This window comes from Psychrilyobacter piezotolerans, assembly GCF_003391055.1.
In the GTDB taxonomy this organism is placed as follows: Bacteria; Fusobacteriota; Fusobacteriia; order Fusobacteriales; family Fusobacteriaceae; genus Psychrilyobacter; species Psychrilyobacter piezotolerans.
In genome coordinates, this window is the sequence record NZ_QUAJ01000004.1 from 24172 (window position 1) to 42753 (window position 18582).

General features: G+C 28.9%; 27 protein-coding genes. 13 read left to right on the plus strand and 14 right to left on the minus strand.

The genetic code is table 11. From position 1 onward, the window contains the following. Nucleotides 1-15: 15 nt before the first annotated feature. From DYH56_RS16100 to DYH56_RS03305, 11 genes are all read right to left on the minus strand, one after another. Nucleotides 16-162 (minus strand): hypothetical protein, encoded by a 147-nt coding sequence (locus tag DYH56_RS16100; protein WP_199532963.1) that lies wholly within the window; start codon nt 160-162, stop codon nt 16-18. A gap of 8 nt (nt 163-170) precedes the next feature. Beyond that, nucleotides 171-1262 carry a DNA polymerase III subunit beta gene (dnaN, locus tag DYH56_RS03270; protein ID WP_114641427.1) on the minus strand — a complete coding sequence of 364 codons (1092 nt, stop codon included), beginning with the start codon at nt 1260-1262 and terminating at the stop codon, nt 171-173. A gap of 170 nt (nt 1263-1432) precedes the next feature. Next, nucleotides 1433-2500, minus strand: coding sequence for a site-specific integrase (locus DYH56_RS03275; protein ID WP_114641428.1), 1068 nt, complete (start codon nt 2498-2500; stop codon nt 1433-1435). Further along, nucleotides 2493-2675 (minus strand): transcriptional regulator, encoded by a 183-nt coding sequence (locus tag DYH56_RS03280; protein WP_114641429.1) that lies wholly within the window; start codon nt 2673-2675, stop codon nt 2493-2495. The genes DYH56_RS03275 and DYH56_RS03280 overlap by 8 nt, the downstream gene beginning before the upstream one ends. Before the next feature lie 50 nt (nt 2676-2725). Then, entirely contained in the window at nt 2726-3595 is an 870-nt protein-coding gene (locus DYH56_RS03285; protein ID WP_114641430.1) for a hypothetical protein, read from the minus strand. After that, nucleotides 3596-4309: a ParA family protein gene (locus tag DYH56_RS03290; RefSeq protein ID WP_114641431.1), complete on the minus strand. Its 714-nt coding sequence runs from the start codon at nt 4307-4309 to the stop codon at nt 3596-3598. Then, the gene (locus DYH56_RS15835) at nt 4309-4467 is read right to left on the minus strand and encodes a hypothetical protein (protein ID WP_158539033.1); all 159 of its coding nucleotides are present in this window, start codon (nt 4465-4467) and stop codon (nt 4309-4311) included. The genes DYH56_RS03290 and DYH56_RS15835 overlap by 1 nt, the downstream gene beginning before the upstream one ends. A gap of 2 nt (nt 4468-4469) precedes the next feature. Beyond that, the gene (locus DYH56_RS03295) at nt 4470-4652 is read right to left on the minus strand and encodes a hypothetical protein (RefSeq protein ID WP_114641432.1); all 183 of its coding nucleotides are present in this window, start codon (nt 4650-4652) and stop codon (nt 4470-4472) included. 350 nt (nt 4653-5002) lie between these two features. Beyond that, nucleotides 5003-5170 carry a hypothetical protein gene (locus DYH56_RS15840; RefSeq protein ID WP_158539034.1) on the minus strand — a complete coding sequence of 56 codons (168 nt, stop codon included), beginning with the start codon at nt 5168-5170 and terminating at the stop codon, nt 5003-5005. 131 nt (nt 5171-5301) lie between these two features. Next, nucleotides 5302-5547: a hypothetical protein gene (locus DYH56_RS03300; protein WP_114641433.1), complete on the minus strand. Its 246-nt coding sequence runs from the start codon at nt 5545-5547 to the stop codon at nt 5302-5304. Further along, entirely contained in the window at nt 5547-6641 is a 1095-nt protein-coding gene (locus DYH56_RS03305) for a hypothetical protein (RefSeq protein ID WP_114641434.1), read from the minus strand. Before DYH56_RS03305 ends, DYH56_RS03300 begins: the two co-directional genes overlap by 1 nt. A 119-nt stretch (nt 6642-6760) precedes the next feature. Here DYH56_RS03305 and DYH56_RS03310 point away from each other — a divergent pair, with 119 nt between their 5' ends. Next, the gene (locus DYH56_RS03310; RefSeq protein WP_114641435.1) at nt 6761-6901 is read left to right on the plus strand and encodes a zinc ribbon-containing protein; all 141 of its coding nucleotides are present in this window, start codon (nt 6761-6763) and stop codon (nt 6899-6901) included. Here DYH56_RS03310 and DYH56_RS03315 read toward each other — a convergent pair. Then, a complete protein-coding gene (locus DYH56_RS03315) occupies nt 6898-7371 on the minus strand; it encodes a hypothetical protein (protein ID WP_114641436.1) in 474 nt (157 codons plus the stop codon). The two genes, DYH56_RS03310 and DYH56_RS03315, sit on opposite strands and share 4 nt — an antisense overlap. A 91-nt stretch (nt 7372-7462) precedes the next feature. On the opposite strand from DYH56_RS03315, the gene DYH56_RS03320 reads away from it, so the two are divergent. After that, nucleotides 7463-7792, plus strand: a complete 330-nt coding sequence (locus DYH56_RS03320; RefSeq protein WP_114641437.1) for a hypothetical protein — start codon at nt 7463-7465, stop codon at nt 7790-7792. A 177-nt stretch (nt 7793-7969) separates the two neighbouring features. Here the strand turns inward: DYH56_RS03320 and DYH56_RS15845 are convergent, their stop codons facing one another. Together DYH56_RS15845 and DYH56_RS15850 are read right to left on the minus strand one after the other, a co-directional pair. Next, nucleotides 7970-8110, minus strand: a complete 141-nt coding sequence (locus DYH56_RS15845) for a hypothetical protein (protein WP_158539035.1) — start codon at nt 8108-8110, stop codon at nt 7970-7972. A 71-nt stretch (nt 8111-8181) separates the two neighbouring features. Further along, nucleotides 8182-8337 (minus strand): hypothetical protein, encoded by a 156-nt coding sequence (locus tag DYH56_RS15850; RefSeq protein ID WP_158539036.1) that lies wholly within the window; start codon nt 8335-8337, stop codon nt 8182-8184. A gap of 139 nt (nt 8338-8476) precedes the next feature. Here DYH56_RS15850 and DYH56_RS03325 point away from each other — a divergent pair, with 139 nt between their 5' ends. The 11 genes from DYH56_RS03325 to DYH56_RS03370 all read left to right on the plus strand — a co-directional run bounded on the left by DYH56_RS03325 (nt 8477) and on the right by DYH56_RS03370 (nt 18559). Further along, the gene (locus DYH56_RS03325) at nt 8477-9148 is read left to right on the plus strand and encodes a helix-turn-helix domain-containing protein (protein ID WP_114641438.1); all 672 of its coding nucleotides are present in this window, start codon (nt 8477-8479) and stop codon (nt 9146-9148) included. Between the two features lie 52 nt (nt 9149-9200). Next, the gene (locus tag DYH56_RS03330) at nt 9201-9902 is read left to right on the plus strand and encodes a hypothetical protein (RefSeq protein ID WP_114641439.1); all 702 of its coding nucleotides are present in this window, start codon (nt 9201-9203) and stop codon (nt 9900-9902) included. A gap of 77 nt (nt 9903-9979) precedes the next feature. Further along, nucleotides 9980-11230 carry a GTP pyrophosphokinase gene (locus tag DYH56_RS03335; RefSeq protein WP_147269586.1) on the plus strand — a complete coding sequence of 417 codons (1251 nt, stop codon included), beginning with the start codon at nt 9980-9982 and terminating at the stop codon, nt 11228-11230. A 24-nt stretch (nt 11231-11254) separates the two neighbouring features. Beyond that, nucleotides 11255-11593: a hypothetical protein gene (locus DYH56_RS16105; protein WP_199532964.1), complete on the plus strand. Its 339-nt coding sequence runs from the start codon at nt 11255-11257 to the stop codon at nt 11591-11593. Between the two features lie 13 nt (nt 11594-11606). Continuing rightward, complete coding sequence (locus DYH56_RS03345; protein WP_114641441.1) at nt 11607-12395, plus strand: hypothetical protein; 789 nt, start codon at nt 11607-11609, stop codon at nt 12393-12395. Nucleotides 12396-12507: 112 nt separating this feature from the next. Continuing rightward, nucleotides 12508-13938 (plus strand): hypothetical protein, encoded by a 1431-nt coding sequence (locus tag DYH56_RS03350; protein WP_114641442.1) that lies wholly within the window; start codon nt 12508-12510, stop codon nt 13936-13938. After that, complete coding sequence (locus DYH56_RS03355; protein ID WP_114641443.1) at nt 13935-15551, plus strand: AAA family ATPase; 1617 nt, start codon at nt 13935-13937, stop codon at nt 15549-15551. The genes DYH56_RS03350 and DYH56_RS03355 overlap by 4 nt, the downstream gene beginning before the upstream one ends. A 13-nt stretch (nt 15552-15564) precedes the next feature. Further along, nucleotides 15565-16413 (plus strand): DNA adenine methylase, encoded by an 849-nt coding sequence (locus DYH56_RS03360; RefSeq protein WP_114641444.1) that lies wholly within the window; start codon nt 15565-15567, stop codon nt 16411-16413. A 95-nt stretch (nt 16414-16508) separates the two neighbouring features. Next, nucleotides 16509-16655, plus strand: coding sequence for a hypothetical protein (locus DYH56_RS15855; protein ID WP_158539037.1), 147 nt, complete (start codon nt 16509-16511; stop codon nt 16653-16655). A gap of 290 nt (nt 16656-16945) precedes the next feature. Further along, the gene (locus DYH56_RS03365; protein WP_114641445.1) at nt 16946-17194 is read left to right on the plus strand and encodes a hypothetical protein; all 249 of its coding nucleotides are present in this window, start codon (nt 16946-16948) and stop codon (nt 17192-17194) included. Nucleotides 17195-17530: 336 nt separating this feature from the next. Beyond that, on the plus strand, nt 17531-18559 hold the full coding sequence (locus tag DYH56_RS03370; RefSeq protein ID WP_114641446.1) for a hypothetical protein: 1029 nt from the start codon (nt 17531-17533) through the stop codon (nt 18557-18559). Nucleotides 18560-18582: the final 23 nt, after the last annotated feature.

An 18582-nucleotide genomic window follows, 5' to 3' on the forward strand; every position in this document is an offset into this window, starting at 1 on the left:
AATTAATGTTGTTTCCTATAAATTATCGATTAATTCCTCCAGCTCCTCTTTGTCCTTAGTATTCAGATCATATCCTGATTCTAAAATCTTCAAAACGTTGGACTCACGGCCTGCCATGGAATTTTTTAGTATTTTAATTAACATTCTTTTATAAAAATCCATATTTCCTCCTAATCTCTAAGGGCTAACGGCATTAAGATATAAGTATAATTCTCATTGTCCGCCTCTTTTAAGATAAACATCGAACTGGCATTGGTAGCTCTGATAATTATATTTTTTTCTATATTGTTTAAAAAATCTTCTATAAATTTTACATTTAACGAAGCTTTGAAATTATCGCCTTCTTTGATGGTATCCAGCTTTTGCATAGTTTTTGCACTTCCGGAAGATACCGATATCTTCAGTTTATTCCCGTTAAAATCAAAATATGCACCATTTTTTGTCTCCTGGTTTCTTTTGGCAATGGTAAGCGCCTTTTTCAGGGCTGATTTAAGTTCTTTTAAGTTCATCTCAATGGTCTTAGTAGAATTCATACTGTCCAAAATAGCGTTGTAATCAGGGAATGCCAGGTCTACCAGTCTGATAGAAAAAACTAATTTTTCAGATTTCACTCTCAATTGACTGCCGTCGATAAAGAAGTTTAAAGTTTCCTTGCTGCCTCTGAACAGTTTGCTTAAAATAGTAGCTCCTTCTAAAGGTATAGAGATCTCCTTATTCAGCTTGGTTTCACTCTCTAAAACATAGTGGGTGAGCCTGTATGAATCTGTGGTAATCAAATAAATTTTATTGTCCTCTAATTTCATCCTGATGGTATTAATAGCCAAATTTTCAGGGGTCATAGAAGCCGAAAATGATACCTTGTCAAAAGCTTCTACCAGGGTATCTGCCTCGATATCTAAAAGTGAATCTCCTCCCACTATATTTAGTTTGGGATATTCATCACTGTCAAGGGTTGAAAACTCAGCATTATGGATAAATAACTTATTTTCAGTGGCACTGACCTCTATCTCATCCTGGTTTAATAATTTTATATATTCTAAAACCAATCCGATTTTAAAGACAACGACCCCTTCCTCTATAATTTCACCATTTAAATATGATTTTATAGTAGTTTCCAGTGTTGTTCCGGTAAATCTAATTTCATCGTTTCTTACTTCTAATTTAGCCCCTGATATTGCAGGTCTTATGGAATTATCCTTAATAACTAAAGATAAGTCGCTTAGGTTGTGTATCAGTTCATTTCTATTGATTATGATTTTCATTTCTACCTCCAAAAATCCTTTATGAAAATTATACTATATCCGCCATATAATTGCATAATTTTCTTGCTTTCTATTCTTTTTATTTGCTTGGGTTTGTTTCGTCTATTTTATATATATTCCTTTTTTTTATCGTTTACTAAAATTTTTAGGATCATTTTAGGAGCACTAATTTAAAATTTTTCTAGTAAATCTATTACACTCTTTTCCTGTTCTGGGTAAAGATGAGAATATATATTCAATGTCGTTTCTATCTTTTCATGTCCAAGTCTTTTAGCTATTGATAATGGATTAACTCCTAAATTTATCAACACACTTGCATGACTATGTCGTAAATCATGAATTCTTATCTTTTTTATTCCGGCTTTTTCTGAATAAATTTTCATATCATACCTAAAAGTTTGTTTGCTCCCTTTGATAATTCTTTCATCATTAGAAACATTATACAGTAAAGACAAGTATTTTTCCATAAGAGTGACTAATTTTTTAGTTATTCTTATATTTCTGATACTTTTTTGAGTCTTAGGTTCCGTTATCACATCACGTTTCCCTATCCTTTGGCATGATTTATTAATTCTTATAATTTTATTATCTAAATCAATATCTTCTACTGTAAGAGCCAATAACTCGCCTATTCTTATCCCTGTCCAAAACAAGATGTTAAAGCCAATATAAGAAACTGGTTTATGCTGTAATTCTTTAACAAATTTTTCAAACTCATCAACAGTCCAAATATTCATCTCTTTTGAATTATTACTTCCTATACTGCCTGCCTTATCGCAAGGATTTTCTTTTAAATCATGATATTTAACAGCATAGTTAAATACTGCTACCAAACTATTATTTATCATTCTCATATAAGTCTTACTGTAAGACTTATTTGTTTTTTTATTCTTGCTAGATATCAATTCATTTTGCCATTCTCTTATTAAGATTGGTGTTATCTTTCCAACTTCCATTTCACCAAAAAAAGGAAGTATTTTATCTGAAAGAACACATTTTTTTATATTCAATGTATTCTCTCTTAATCTATGCGAAAGATCTTCTAAGTACATATTGCATAATTCATGAAAGCTCATGCTTATTTCAAATTTTGACTTTGCTATAAAATTTCTTTCAAATTCCTGTGCTTCCCGTTTAGTTTTGAATCCCCTTTTAAATTTTTGGACTCTTTCACCTCGATAATTTGTAAAATAAAAACGGGAAATCCACTTCCCGTTTTTATCTTTAACACTAGACATCATTACCACCTAATCCTAATTTTTCATATAAAAAGCTTGAATTAACCCTTCCTCTAATAACCAAATACCCCTTCTCTTTCATTTCATCATTTATTTCTTTCATCAATCTGTATGCTCTCCCTTGCTTAACTTTACATATTTTTTCAACTTCTTTTACAGTTAATAGCTCCGCCATGCTCCTACCTCCATTTTATCAGTCTTGTATTTAATACTACCCCGTCACCATTAATTTAAAAATCTTTCTTCAAATTTAAACCAATCTGATCTATCAAATATTTCCATATCATGAAAAAGGTCATATACCCTACTTCTCCACCAGTCATTTTTTAAATCAATATCAGTATCTACCATTGCTCCTTCACCTTTTGATTTATATACCTCCAGCTCATTCATTACATCGTTATAAAGCTTATTAAATTTGACATCATCAAAAGTTAAATTATTTTTATGCTCCCATTCTTTTTCCTTTTTTTTAACAGCTTGTTTCATATCTTTTAAACAGATCGCTAAGGCATCTATGTCTGCCTTTAAAGAATTTAATTCATTTCCATCTTCTACTTTGGTGATCCTGGTTTTCATCTTCTCTAATTTTTTATAGTTTACATAGCTTTTAGTTCTCTCTTTAAATTCAATTGCTATTCGATCTCTTACAGGAGCTAATAATTCTTTTATTGTTTCGGCTTTTTTTATTCCCCCATCAATTATCTTTTCCCTGGCATCTGCTGTAACATCTTTATGGGTCAAAAATTTAACCGATTGGGTAGAGAGGGATGAGATGAAATCTTTTTTATCACTAAACTCCTGGAACAAGATAAATCTTTTATTGAACTCTGAAATATTATCTTTAGTCAATCCATTAGCTTCATACCAATCCATAAAATCACCAGACTTTTTAAATTTTAAAGAAACCTGATTAAGAATTATACATATATCATAAAGAGATTCAGAGATCCCCATAAATCTCTTTCTTAATTTTTGCTCACTATTTTTTATGAACTCAATATCTTCTTTTTCAATTTCGCGACTCCCGAAATCAAATTCCGAAACATATATTTCTTTTTTTACAGCTTCCTGGAGTTCCCCAAAGACATCCATCTACATCACCTCCCTTACAATTTTTGCAAAGATCTGTTTTATATCATCATATTGTTTACTCTTAGTTTCCATGATTGTTTTGGATCTTTCTGTAAGCTGCATAATTTTTATAGTCTGGTAGATGGGATCAGTGATAGCAGCTCCTACTCCCTCTAGCTTCTCTTTTAATTTATTCAGGTGCTCTCGTTCCATCTTACTCCTACCAACCCTATTAGGAACAATCATAGCTACCCTATTCACTCCTACTTCTTTAATTAGGTTAATCATTCCCTTAGTTGTTACATTATCCAGGAAGGTAGGAATTACTACCTTGTCACTGACTTCCAGGAAGATGTTATCTAATTTTAATACTGGTGATCCATCTATAAGAATATAGTCATATTGAGTCTTAAAAATTTCTATTACATCCAGGAACCTAGTTTCAAAAGTTCTTTTTATCCCAGTAGATGTTAGAGGCACATAGAATAACCCCTCTCTTAACCTGATTAGATCTGAACCTCTACCATCAATATATCCCTGGAGTCCATCACCATAGCCTGATTTAGCTCCTGCCATTTGCATGATATTATTCTGTGAATCAGATGTAAGGATCAGTACTTTATTTTTCTCATCCTTTGATTTGGAAAGGGTAGAAAGGATATGACCAGTCCAGAAACATAATAAGGATTTGCCTACTCCTCCTTTATTATTTTTAAATAAAATTACTTTAGCCATTAGACAATCACCTTCCCTCTTTTTCTCTTGATCTCTGATTTAATTTGCTTGGTCTGTCTATTGGTCAATACATATTCACTTTTTAATATAAAGTTTAGATCCTCTAAACTCATAGCTATAACCTCTTGATGATTTGGTCTTAATTTTTGTTTTTTCATAATTACCTCCATTTTTTCTCTATTTTAATGGCTTCAGAAGAAATTGCAATTAATGTTGTAGCTATAGTCCAAGTTATTGAACCTACTACATAACCTAAGTTAAGTTCTCCAAGATAATTAGCTAAAACTATACTTGAAAACACTACAATATAAGCCGAGATATTAAACTTTGTTGATAATTTCATTTTCCTAACCCTCCTAACAAATCCTTATTTATTCTTTTATTTAACTCTTTTTTATTCTTCAATTTTATTGATAATTCTAATTTTTGAGGTATAAATAATAGTAGGGTCTATTTTATTATTTAGATTATTGCCATATAATTATTACGACACAATTTTAAAAAAAAGAGAGAGGTAATGTTTATGAAGAAAATCATTATATTTATAACTTTAATCAGTCTTTTATTAATTGGATGTTCTGGTGTATCAGTAAGTGTTGGAGTATCAAAAGAAATTAAAATAAAATAATTTATACATATTACTCAACAAATAATTTTAGATTACTGTTTTCACAGTAGTCTTTTTCTTTTTCCCTACATTTTGAATTTGATTACTTCTCTTACTAAAAAGGATTCTCTTGCATATTTTTTTATATTCTTTTTATCTTTATAAGTCTCTCCCATGAATTGAAGTTCTTTTATGCTATCAAGCATGATGGTACTAAATTTTACCCAATTTGAAATAGTTCCTTGGAATTCCATCTTTACCCCTCCTAAATTAAATACAATTTATATATTAGCTGCTATAATCTAGGCAGATCATTAGCACTCCTAATATTTTTTCTTTGGTCGGAAAGCTATATTTTGTGCTATAATTTACTTGCAGGAGCAGTCTACACACCTCTATTTTTTTCTTTGGTCGGATAAATTTTAGATGTTGACTGCCCCTGCTTTTTTAATTCTTTTTTAGACTTCCAATTTTTTATTGCCCAAGATAACGTCTGCTCTGTAATCCCCAGAGCATCGCAGTACATTTTAATCTCGTACTCCGGGAGTTCTTTCCTAAGCTCCAGAATGGTTATTTTAAAGCGGTCTCTCAGTTCTTCAATTAAGCTGTTTGGTGTCATAATCTCATCCATCAGTTCCCCCTATGAAGCTTGTTATATCTCTTACAAAAGATATTTTCTAACGCAATATTTACTATGTTTTCATCAGTTTTATTCAGATTATTATATCTTTCATACCCAAATGATTTGGCCAACTGGTCACATAGATCATCAACTTCATCCTGTGCAGTAATTTTCAGCATATGCGCTACTTTATCAGCCCTGGTAACCTTTTTTAAATCTACCGGCTCAACTACCTTGTGATCACCATCTTTCAAAATGGCTACCAAGATTTTGGAGTTTATAGCCTTATTTTTAAGTTTCATAAATTCCAGTACTTTTTCTACTTCATTCAGATTCCCATTGGAGAACTCTTTGATATTTTTCAAAGTCTGAGAATTATAGTTTTGAAAATTATTTTTAATGAGTAGTTCTTTTAGGTTTTTTAAAAAAGTTTCATCAGAGGCAGCAGCAGGATCTTGCTCTATTGCTACTACTGTTTCTTTATTCTTAGTTTCTAGATACTTAGTTTCTTTATTTAGCGGGATATAGCCGTCACTGGTTACGGATATATCGGTAACTAGTGACAGGATTTCCCCGTCATTAGTGACAGGATTTTCCGGTAACTGTAAGAAGTCAATAAGATTGGTAACTAAGGTAGATTTTTTTTCTTTACCGCTGTATTTAACTCCTAATTTCCGGCTTAAAAGTCTGATATTATCCCGGCTCATTTTTAGGATGTTTTCCCTGGTAAACTCTACGTCACCAACTTCTCTACCATAAGCCAAATCACTTACACTATCATCACTTGATATTTCTTCTAAAATCACTTTGTGATTGATATAGTAATAACTAGATATCGGCATTCCCTTCCTTACGATTTTAAACAACCCTTTTTCTACTCCTATTTTTTTAATTGTAGAGATCCTATCAATATTAATTCCTGTATATAATTTGATAGAAGTATCCCGGCAATAAAATTCTTCTCCATCATAATATCTTTCCTGATCTATAAGATATGCCACAAGGGAAGCCAGCTCTAACCCATATTTTGCCATAAGCTTTTTATTAACCATTAATGTGGCTTCTTGGGATAATGTATTTTGTAAAATGTTTTTATAATTCATAACTGGCTCTCCTTTTAAATTCTTTAAGTTTTTTTTAGTTTCTTTTTAAGTTTTGGTGTATAATTCTAACAGATAATATATTTTAAAATCTTTATGATTTTTTTAGGAGGTGAAACCCTATGTACGTATCAGGTGAAAAACCAGGTGTAGGAACTTATATGTGTATGATTTGTCATTTAGAACTAATTATAGAAAGCGACAACGAGAAATTACCAAAATGTCCAGATTGTGGGACAGGAATCTATAAAAAGATGGATTAATTCATCTTTTTTTCTTTCCCTCTCTTTCTTCCTATATTTTCTTTGATAAGTTTTTTCTCAATATTGGAATTTTCTATCTTCAGCTTTTCTCTGCAGCTCACCGCATATTCCAGGAGCCATACTCTCACTTCATCATCCAAAGCTTCATACTGGACCTCCAAGGCATCTATCTGCTTTCTTTTTCCAAAGTATGTTTCATTGAATTCATTTATTTTTTTATCCAGATCTTCCAGGGCTTTTTTCATAGATGAAAGATCTGTTAGTTTTAGGATCTTAGCTCTGGTCTTAGAAAACGATTTCTGCATATCCTCGTTCCACTTATTTAAATTGAAACTCTTTACCCTCCTCTCATCATCCAGTTCATCTATTACCCCTGCGTGTCTCAGGTGTTCTTCAAAGGTTTCCACCCTTACCTGCATATTCATGCTTCTTTCTAGCTCTAAGGATAGAGCTGAATCTGGTCTAGCCATGTGTTACCTCCTAGGTTTACTATTAAAGCGTGCCTCCTAATATGTTATAATTTGATCACCATAATAAAATTAATCACAAGGAGGCACAAAAATGGATTATTCAAAAATAATTCTTAATGATTTAGAGAAACAAATATTAAAATTACTTTCTGCAAATAAAGTTCATCCTAATATAGATCACATCTATGGGTACTTAAAATTTCCAAATTATGACGAATTATCGACAGCTCTTCATAATTTAAAAAAGATAAATTTTTTACATGAATATACGATTCAGACAGAACTTTATTGTCTTACTAAAAATTATGAACAATATGCTATCTACCAAAAACAATTAAAAAAGAAAAACTTTATAAAATTTATCCTAGGTATTTCAAGTGCTGTAATAGCAGGATTATTATTAAAAATAATTGCAGATTAACTGCCACTATACAGATTAAAAAAACTATAAAAAATTTATTTATCGATTCTCTGATTATAACTAAATTACGTGTTACAAGAGAAAAACTTATAACTAAAGGACATTCTTTCATTTCACACCTCACTCCTAATTTATTTAAAATTTTAGAGTAGATCTGTTTCTACTCTTTTTTTTCATCTAAAATAATTTCCGTTTCTTCTCCCCGGTAGGAGTAACATCACAGGTCAGCTTTTTTACTTTTTTTATAAATTCATTCTTTTTTATCTTATCTTTATTCCTGAAGACACTTTTTATAACCTTAGCATTTGAAATTTCCATAGTTCCCCCCTTGTTATTAAATAAAATTTTTTAATTTCGACATAATATTTCTTGTTTGCAAACGAGAAAATCTAATTTAAAAATTCTTTTATTTTTTTTAGCGTTATAGGGTCTTGAATTTTTATTTTTAAATACATATTTCTTCTCTCTAAACCAATGATATTAGATAGTTTAGTCATTGTTAATCCTTTTAAGATAACTTTTGATTTTATTTCATTCAGTTTCATATATCTCCTCCTATACTTAGAACGCTGTTCTCAATTGAGATATTAACTTAATATTTCTCATTTGTCAACAGAAAATCAAATAAAATTTCTCACTTGAGATCAAAAGATGTAAACTTAAATGAGAATTAAAGGAGGAGTTATGAATAAATATGTTGTTAACTCAGAAAAAAGAAAAAAACTAGGTGAATATATAAAAAAAATCAGAGAACAAAAAAAATTAGGAATGAATCAATTATCTATAAAAATTTCAGTAACCAATTCATTGATTTCAAAATTAGAAAATGGATTAACACAAAAAATTAGTCCCTTTTTACTTAAAGAAATAGCAAAGGGATTAAGAGTTGACTATAAAGAACTTTATAAAATCGTTGGATATTTAGAAGAGGACGATTGTCTTCCAGAGGGAAATCTAGACTTAGAATGCAATTTTAAAAAAATTCCTCTGTATGACTCTATTTCAGCAGGAGTAGGTCTAGAAGATTTAGAGAATGAAGATATTGACTTTATAACTGTTCCTGATATCAAGCAGTTTTCAGGAGACGTTGTTGCTATCAAGGTTTCAGGAGATTCAATGGAATATACTATCGAGAATCGTTCTATTGTCTTCATAAGGAAAGATGTAGAAGTTCCTAACAAAAAGGTAGGAGCATTTATACATAATAACAAAGCATTACTAAAAAGATATATATGTCTTGATGAACATTGCTTCTTAAGATCAGATAACAGGGATTATCCAGATATTGAAATTAAAAAGAATGATGAATTTGTAGTAGTGGGTCGCTTTATAGGGCAATTAAACGAGGAAGAGTAAGTAAGACTTATTTTGTGAGCAGAAGAGGCAGGGGGAAAAGAAGGGAGAAAGCATGGGCGAAATAATAATAAGTATTAACGATGATTATAGCACTACTGTTAAAGGAAAGATTGAAGAGGAAATCTCTACTAATACTGGAGGATTATATTCAATTTGGGCAGAGATAATTGATATAAATAAATTCATAAACTATTGGAGAGACAGAGAGGATCGTTATGAGAAACTTAAAAATCAATGTAAAGAGGAAAACTCTAGTACTAAAACGTCCCCTAAATTACCTAAGATATATAGTGAAATAACAAAAATAACTGAAAAACCATTTTTGGAAGGTACAAGCCAAATAATAAGAGACGTTAAAATAAAAGAAAAAATAAGGATAACAAAAGTAAGTAATTATACATTACTTTATATCGGAGAAGCTAAAGATTTAAGAGACAGACTTAAGGCGCATATGAATGTATCTATAAATACTGCTGGACTTAAATTATTTGGAAGTAATAATAGTACTGAAACCATTCCATTACAAAGAATAACAGAAGAAGAGATTAATACGTTGAAAATAGATGGAAAGGTTCCTCACATAAGGAATATTAAAATTAATTATATGAAAGTAAATAAAGAAAAAAAAGCGAGATTGAAGTTAGAAGGACAGTTACAACATAATTATAATTGTCTAATTGGCCTTAAAAGTGAAAAACGTTTTAATGAAGATATGACTGAAATAATAAATGAACTAGGATTGCCTACGGAGTGATGAAAGAGAAAGTAGGATTGCTTGTAAGGTAGTTTGGATTTTGAATAAAGCGTAGGAGAAAAGTTTTGGGGGGAGTTATGTTAGATAAAGAACAATTTTTAAAAAAATATCATATTAAAGAAGATCAATTTAATCAAATCAATTTACCTTGGGAAGACCTTAATCATATATATATAGATTATGAATCTTCAAAAAATAATATTGAAACCATTTTAGATAATATAGTTAAAGAATTAAGGCAATGTAAAAATATTCATTCAATAAGAGCTCGTGTTAAAGATTCTGAACACTTAATTGAAAAAATAATAAGAAAAAAGATTCAAACTCCTGAATGGAGAATAAGTATTGAAAATTATAAAAATGAAATAACTGATATTATAGGCGTAAGAGTAATTTGTTTATTTAAGAAAAATATGCAAGAAATTAATAAGTATATACAAAAATTAGAATATGAATCCACTGGTAAAATAGAAGTAAATATAAGAAAAGGCGATGATGAAAGACCTTATAGTAACATTGGAGTAATTAAGGTTCGTAAAACAGGATATAGGTCTATTCATTATAATTATAAAGTTCAAGATATTAGAGGTAAAAAAATTATTTGTGAAATTCAATTAAGAACTATTTTTGAAGAAGCATGGGGAGAAATAGACCATACAATAAGATACCCTTATCTACAAGATGACCCGCATCTAAATGATTATTTTAAAGTTTTAAATAGATTATCTGGACTTGCAGATGAAATGACTAATTTTTCAGAAGATTTGGTAAAACTTATAACAAAGGCTAAAAAGTCAGAAGAAGCTGTAGAGTTAAATGGTGAATTAAGAAGATTAAAAAAAGAACTAGCAAAAAAAGATGAAAAAATTTCTAAATATGAAAAAGAACTAAAAATGAATAGAGATAGAAAAAGAAAAGTACAGTCTATAACTTTAGAACCTTCGGTAGCAACTTTGAGTGCAACAGAACAAATTAGCCTATCACCTTCAAGGTCTGTATTAGAAGATTCCATTACATCTACATTAGGGCATTCCATATCGGGTTCGGTAGGAGCTTCATTGGCAAATTCGACTAGATCTGCATTAGTAGATTCAGTTAGATCTTCGCTAGGGCATTCCATATCGGGTTCGGTAGGAGCTTCATTGGCAAATTCGACTAGATCTGCATTAGTAGATTCAGTTAGATCTTCGCTAGGGCATTCCATATCGGGTTCGGTAGGAGCTTCATTGGCAAATTCAGTTAAATCTTCGGCAGCTATATGTAGCAAATGTAACACTGTTAATTTTAGACCTAATCATGTTTGCTCTAAATGTGGAAATTTATTATAGTAAAATAATTTTATGGAGGGAGTTATGAAAAAAATAATTTTATTTTTACTACTATCAGTTTCTATCTTTGGAAAATTAAATTTAAAGGTTATATATTCGGATGCAATAGATAAAGGAATAACAATGGAAAGAGCTCAAAATTTTAATTCTGAAGAATTTGAGAGCTCTCTAAAAGAAGAGATAAAAGGTGAAAAAGTAACCGTAAATGAATCTGACGAAAAGATAGAACATCTAGTATATGTAACTAAAAGCGGGAAGAAGTATCATAGAGAGAGTTGCAGGTATAATAAGAATACTAGAGCGATGAGTGTAGGAGAGGCTAAAGATAGAGGATTAGAAGCTTGTAAGGTTTGTAAGCCGTAGGAGGTAATAGTTAATGAATAAAATTATAGTATGGCAAATAATAATAACAATTATACTCCCTATTATGGTTTGGTATTTCAAAGTTAAAATACCTGCAAAAATAAAATATGATTATGATTTTAAACTTTCTGAATTAGAAAGTAAACTAAAATTAGAAGAAAAAGTAATGGAAGATTTAAGACGGAATGCAATAGTAGGAGCAGAAAAAAGACAAGGAATTCTTTACACTCGTAAATTAGAAGCTTGTGATGAATTATGGGAAGAAGTGCAAAAACTAACTTCATTAAAAGCATTATCAACTTATTTAATGGGGATCAAAGAGGATGAATTTTTAAAATCAGACTATAAAAATTCAAATAACAGTTTGCTTATTGAAAGTTTTGGAAAGATAACTGGATTTGAATCACAAAAAAAACAAACAACCAAAAATAAGCTTTCTTTACAAAGACCATATTTATCAGAACGCTTATGGGCATTGTATTTAGCACATAGCTCAGTATCGATTATAATAATAAATAAATATGAATCTTTAAAGAATGGAATAGATATTAGAAACCTTATAGACTATAATGGTATTTTAAATTTAATAAAAAAAGTAGAACCATTAAAATTTAGTGCATACACAGAAATTAGTAGTGTTAATGCATTTATAATATTAGAAGTGTTAGAAAATAATGTGTTAAATGAAATCAAAAAAATTCATTCGGGAATTGAAGAAGATAAAAAAAATATAGAAACTAATAGAGAAATAATTAAATATGCGGAAGAGCTTCGTATAAAAGAGAAGTTAAAGGATAAATAAACTGTTTGGTAATCATAAGAAGAGTTTGTAGGTACAAAAGAATACTAGGACTAATAAATAAAAAATAATTTAAATCTAATAATATTATAGAATTATAAAAGAGGGGGAATTAATGAAAAATAAAATACTGCTAGATGTAGATAAAATAGGTTTAGATTTTAGAAATCCAAGATTAGAGGAAAGTCAAAGCGAATTTGAATCGCTAAAATCAATGTTAAAAAATCAAAAAGATAAAATATATCCTTTAGCTTTGGATATCTTGGAAAGAGGATTAAATCCCTCTGAAAATATTATAACAACAAAAAAAAATGGAAAATATATAGTTCTAGAAGGAAATAGAAGAATCACATCTTTAAAACTCTTAAAAAATCCTAAACTTATAGAAAATATAGATATAAATTTATTCAAAAGATTTACTCGTCTTCATAAAAAATTTATGGAAAATCCAATAGAAAAAATAGAGTGTATTAATTTTGAAAATGAAAAAGATGCTTTATATTGGATAGATTTAAAACATACAGGAGAAAATAAAGGAAAAGGTGTTGTTTCTTGGACAACCCAACAGCAACAGTTATTTCAAGGAAGATATAAAAATGAAACATCAAAAGAAATTAATGTCCTAAAATTACTTGAAAAATATGGAACTTTTAATGAAAGTTATAAAAATAAATTAGGAAATATCCCCTTAACAAATTTAAATAGACTATTATCTGACCCTGATATCAGAGAAGTTATAGGTATTAATTTTAAAAATAATAATCTTTTTTTAAAAGAAGATAAGAAAATTGAAAAGACAATAGAATATCTTGAAGAAATTGGAAAAGATTTAATGGATAAAAAAATTAAGGTCGGAGATATTTATACAAAAGAAAAAAGGGTTGATTATATTTCAAAAGTAAGTAGCAGAATTAAAGAAAAAGATAGTAGTGGAGAAAATAGGCAATCAGTTCAAAACCCTTTGGTTAAGAATAATCAAATCATTTTGGATGAAAATGAAAAAAAAGCAATAGAATTAAATGATTCAAATAAGAAAGTCCCTCCAGTAGAGAATAATTTAGAGATTTTTTCTAAAAAAACTAAGTCATATCCAACAACAAAAGCAAGAAAATATTTAATGCCTATAACTTTTAGATTGAAAATAGAGTCACAACGAATAAATAATATTTTTAGAGAATTAAAAACAATAGAGATAGATAAATATCCAAATAGCGTAGGAATTTTATTCAGAGTTTTTTTAGAATTGACTTTAGACTGGATAATTGACAAAAAAAAATTAACGGGGCACAGTGATATAAAATTAGTTAAAAAATTAGAAGTTGTAAGAAATTATATGAGAGAAAATAAGTTGATGGATAGAGAAGAACTGAAAATAATTAATACAGTAATTTCAACAAAAGACCATCTTTTTTCAATTACTACATTAAACAATTATATTCATAATAAAAGTCATTCTCCAACTTCTAATGATTTAAAAACACATTGGGATAATTTTGAGATATTTATAGAAAAAATTTGGGATGCAGTAGAGGAGAAAAGTCAATGATTGAAAAGATTATGATAAAAAAATTTAGAGCATTAAAAAATTTAGAAATAGGATTAGGAGAAAATTTGACAGCTATTGCTGGGCAAAATGGAACGGCTAAAAGTACAATTTTAGGAATGATTGCACAGCCATTTGAAATAACTGGAAAAAAAGAAAAAGATTATTTAACTGAAGAAGATTTAAAAAAATCTTTAATAACTTCTAAAAGTTTTAATACTAAATTTAAAGATATTTTCAAATTAAGTCCTGTTCATGATTCTCATGGTGAAAGTAGGGGTAAAGAGGACCACTATCATTATGAACTTTACTTTAATAAAGAGGATGAAATAATTTATGAAAATCCATTACAGGTAAAAGGGAATCCAAGAGACGTACCTCCTTATCTTAGGTTAGTAGCAGGGAAAACAAGAGATGCTGGTCATGGAAATATACCATATCCAGTAATTTACTTAGGATTAAGTAGAATATATCCTATAGGAGAAAGTCAAAAATTAGAGAACAAGGATGATAATTTAACTACAGAAGAAGAAGAATTTTACAAAGAAAAGTACAAAAATATATTACTTTTAACCGATGAAAATTTAGAAAAAACAGAAATGGTAGAAAAGGAAAAAGTGACTACTTTAGCAGTTAGTACAACAACCTATGATTGGAGAAGTATATCAGCGGGACAAGATAATATAGGGAAAATAATTGCTAGTATTTTAGAGTTTAAAAGATTAAGTGAAAAATCAAATTATAAGGGTGGAATATTACTTATTGATGAAATAGAAAGCACTCTTTATCCTAGAGCCCAAGAAAAATTAATAGAATTTTTAAATCAACAGGCATCTAAATTAAATTTACAAGTCATTTTCACAACTCATTCTTTAGAAATATTGGAAAGAATGATTATAGATAAAAAATATTCAAATAGTAAGGTCAATTTTTTAACTAAAAAATATGGACCATTAGTTGTAGAAAAAACTAACTCCATAGAAGAACTAAGAAATAATTTATTGGTTTTACCTACAGGATCTGAAAAAAAAATTCCTAAAATTAACGTATATTTTGAAGATCAAGAAGCTGAAGAAATGCTAAAAAATATTATAAAAACAAAAAGTATCCTACAGTATTGTAATTTTTTAGTTTTGGAATTAGGTGCACCTCAAATTTCAGCTATTGCAACAAAAATTAATGAACTAAAAAATGGTATAATTGTTTTTGATGGTGATTGTAAAATATCAAAGGAAAAAGGAACAATTAAAAAAAACATGAAAAAACATAATTTTTATTTATATTTAATAGGGGATAAAAGTCCAGAAAATATGTATCTAGATTATTTAGACAGTTGTAGTTCTTCACATGATATTTGGAAGAAGACTTTACGATCATATGGACGCCAAAACTATCTAGATAATGCTCCTTTAAAAACAAAGAGAAATAGAGAAAATGTAAAAAAATGGTATAAAGAAGATAAAAAATATTTTGGTACAGATATGAATAGGCTATATAAAACAATATTAAACGAGGATAAAAACTTAGTAGAAGAAGAAGAGAGATTTAAGAAAGATTTTGTAGATAAATTAAAAAAATGTTATAATGAGACATATGGAATGATATTTTTAAAATAAGGAGTGGTGAAGTATGTCGTTTGCATCTCCGCTTAGATACCCTGGTGGTAAAACTAAAGTTTATGATAATTTAATATCTTTATTTAAAGAAAATACTATAGAAAAACCTACTTATATTGAACCATATGCTGGAGGAGCAGGATTAGCATTAAAGCTTCTTTTAAAGGGTGATGTATCAAAAATTATATTGAATGATTACGATATAGCGGTATATGCATTTTGGTATTCTATATTAAATTATACAGATGAATTTTGTGAATTAATAAAAAATACACCTATAAATTTAAAAGAATGGGAAAATCAAAAAAAAATACAATCAAATGAAAATGTTTCTTTATTAACATTGGGATTTTCTACATTTTTTTTAAATAGAACTAATCGATCTGGTATTTTGAAAGGTGGGCCTATAGGTGGAAAAGAACAAAATAGTAATTACCTTATTGATTGTAGGTTTAATAAAGAAGGTCTTATAAAAAGGATAAAAAATGTAGCAGAATATAAAGATTTTATTGAAATTCATAATTTAGATGCTATTGTTTTTATAAATAAAATTATAATCCCTAAAAAAGAAAAAACATTTACTTTTTTCGATCCACCATATTATAAAAAAGGTCCTGGACTATATGAAAATCATTATTTACATGATGACCATGAAAAAGTAGCTAAAACTATAGGGAAATTAAAAGATCATAATTGGATAATCACCTATGATAATGTAAACGAAATAAAAGAAATCTATAAAAAATTTCATGTAGAAGAATATGGAATTACGTATAGTGCAGCTATAAAGATAAAAGCAAAAGAAGTTGTTATTTTTAGTGACAATTTAAAAAATAAAAAATTTGAAAAAAAAAGAGTATAACTCTTTTTTTTTATTTTATACTTAACAAAAACATAAAAAATATGCTATCTTACATAAGACCAAAGAAAAAAGTTTAATCGAGGAGGATATTTTATATGGAAAACAAAAAGATAGATAAAACTGAAAAAATGTGTGAAGTTATAAAAAAACAAAAGACCAATAAATTCACTGGGAAAATGGAAATCAATTTTTTTAATGGTGTTCCTGAAACAATAAAAAAAACAAGTTGTGAAAAAATTTAGTTGCGAACTGGATTAAAATAATGTATATTTAAATTGTAGTAAATAAAATTAAATAATTAAGTGGAAGGTTGAATTTCAAATTGAGCTAATCGATAAAAAGAAAGCAGATTTGTCAGCATAAAACCTTTGGCCATGAACCAAACGTATAAAGCCGGGGTACATGATATAGACGATATAAGTCTATACATGTACTTCGGCTTTTTTTATTTTTACTGGGAAAATATTCTATCAGATTTGGGGATATTTATAAATTAAGTCGGTGGGGACTTGATACCCGATAGGGGGGAACTATGAATTGGAAGAAGCAAAAAAAAATAAGATTATGTGAAATGCAAGCCCTGGAAGAAAAAAGAAAGGATCTTGCCAAAGTAGGGTGGTTAGCTATGAACAAAAAAGAAAAAGAGCAGCTGAGAAAATTGATAAATTTTAGCTGGGATAAAATACCAGGCTATGCCAAAGCTAAAATATCAAAAGATGACTATATCAAATTTGAGACTCAGGAACATTGTGTAAAATTTGCCGAAAAATTAAAGAAATAATTTTTCTATCTTGAACCAAACCAAAAAATTGAGCTGGTCTAAACGTCATAAAGGCAATATCAGCTTCTTGGTTTAGTTGAATGTAGAAATTAATATGTGTATTTTTAAAGATATTACATTAGGTGGACCTCCTAAAACAAATCACCAATGTAATATCTCTATGAATATATAAAGGCACCTAAAATTTAATTTAGGTGCCTGCTATACAAATAGTAACGAATTCTCTTGGGAGAGAGAATGGCATTTGGTTAAATACAATATTCGTTACATAAACATTCTACTATTATTTACTAACTTAGTCAACTTAAGAAACGATAAAATTTTAAAGGAGGGGATATGATAGGGCTGGACAGAGATAAGTTAGAGAGGGTAGGAATAGATAAGTTAGTCCTCTCTGGAATAAAAATAGAAACAGATAAAAAATCATTGTTTACTGAAGGTCAGGGATGGGTTGAGGAAAAATTTGAGATCAAAGAAGAACTCTTCAGTATAGAAAAAACTATTAAGTTGTATGAAAGTGGAGAAGTAAGGGAAACCACATATTTGAGGTTTAATCCTAACAGACTCCTGCATGGTCACAATATATACAATGCAAGAAATTTTGAACTAAAAGAATCGATCAATAGATTAATGAGTTTATTAGACAGCAAAAATATATCCATAGATCTTTCTGAAGCTAAGATCAGTGAAATCGAGATAAATATAAACCTGGATCTGATATTTGAAGAATATAAGGAGGTATTTACTCTATTATTCCTCAAGCTGCCTAAACTAAGAAAGATAGGCAATATCAATTTAAACGAATCATATAAAAAACTATTTGCAGATTCTACCCTGGATGGAGGATGGAAGAGCCATAAAGTCAGAATTTACGACAAACAAAGAGAAGTGGATGATAAACATCTTTTAGGTTTTGATTTGACCAGACTGGAGTGGTGGCTATCCAGTTCAACATATAAATACTATGCCAGTGAAAGATTTAATATTGATAATACACTAGAAGCACTATTAGGAGACCACAATATCTTAGATAAGATATTTATAGAGTTATGTTATGAAAAACTATTTAAAGAAGCATATAGATACCTGGAGAAAGAACTAGAACCAAATTTGGAACTGAGCTATTTAGAATTTAAAAAACAGAATAAATTAGCCAGGGCTACCGGTAGATCTTCTCAAAGAAATGTATATAAATATCTGGAAGATAACTCCTGGATCTTTGATTATTCCAATTTAGAAAATATTATATCAATTCACGATAAGCCACATAAGACCAGGGAAATAGAAAGGATAAAAAAGAACTATTCTCATTTAAATAACAAGGAAAAATTAAGTTATTTAGTGGGAAAAATTTTTAACCACTAATCCCAAATAGTGGTTAAATTTAA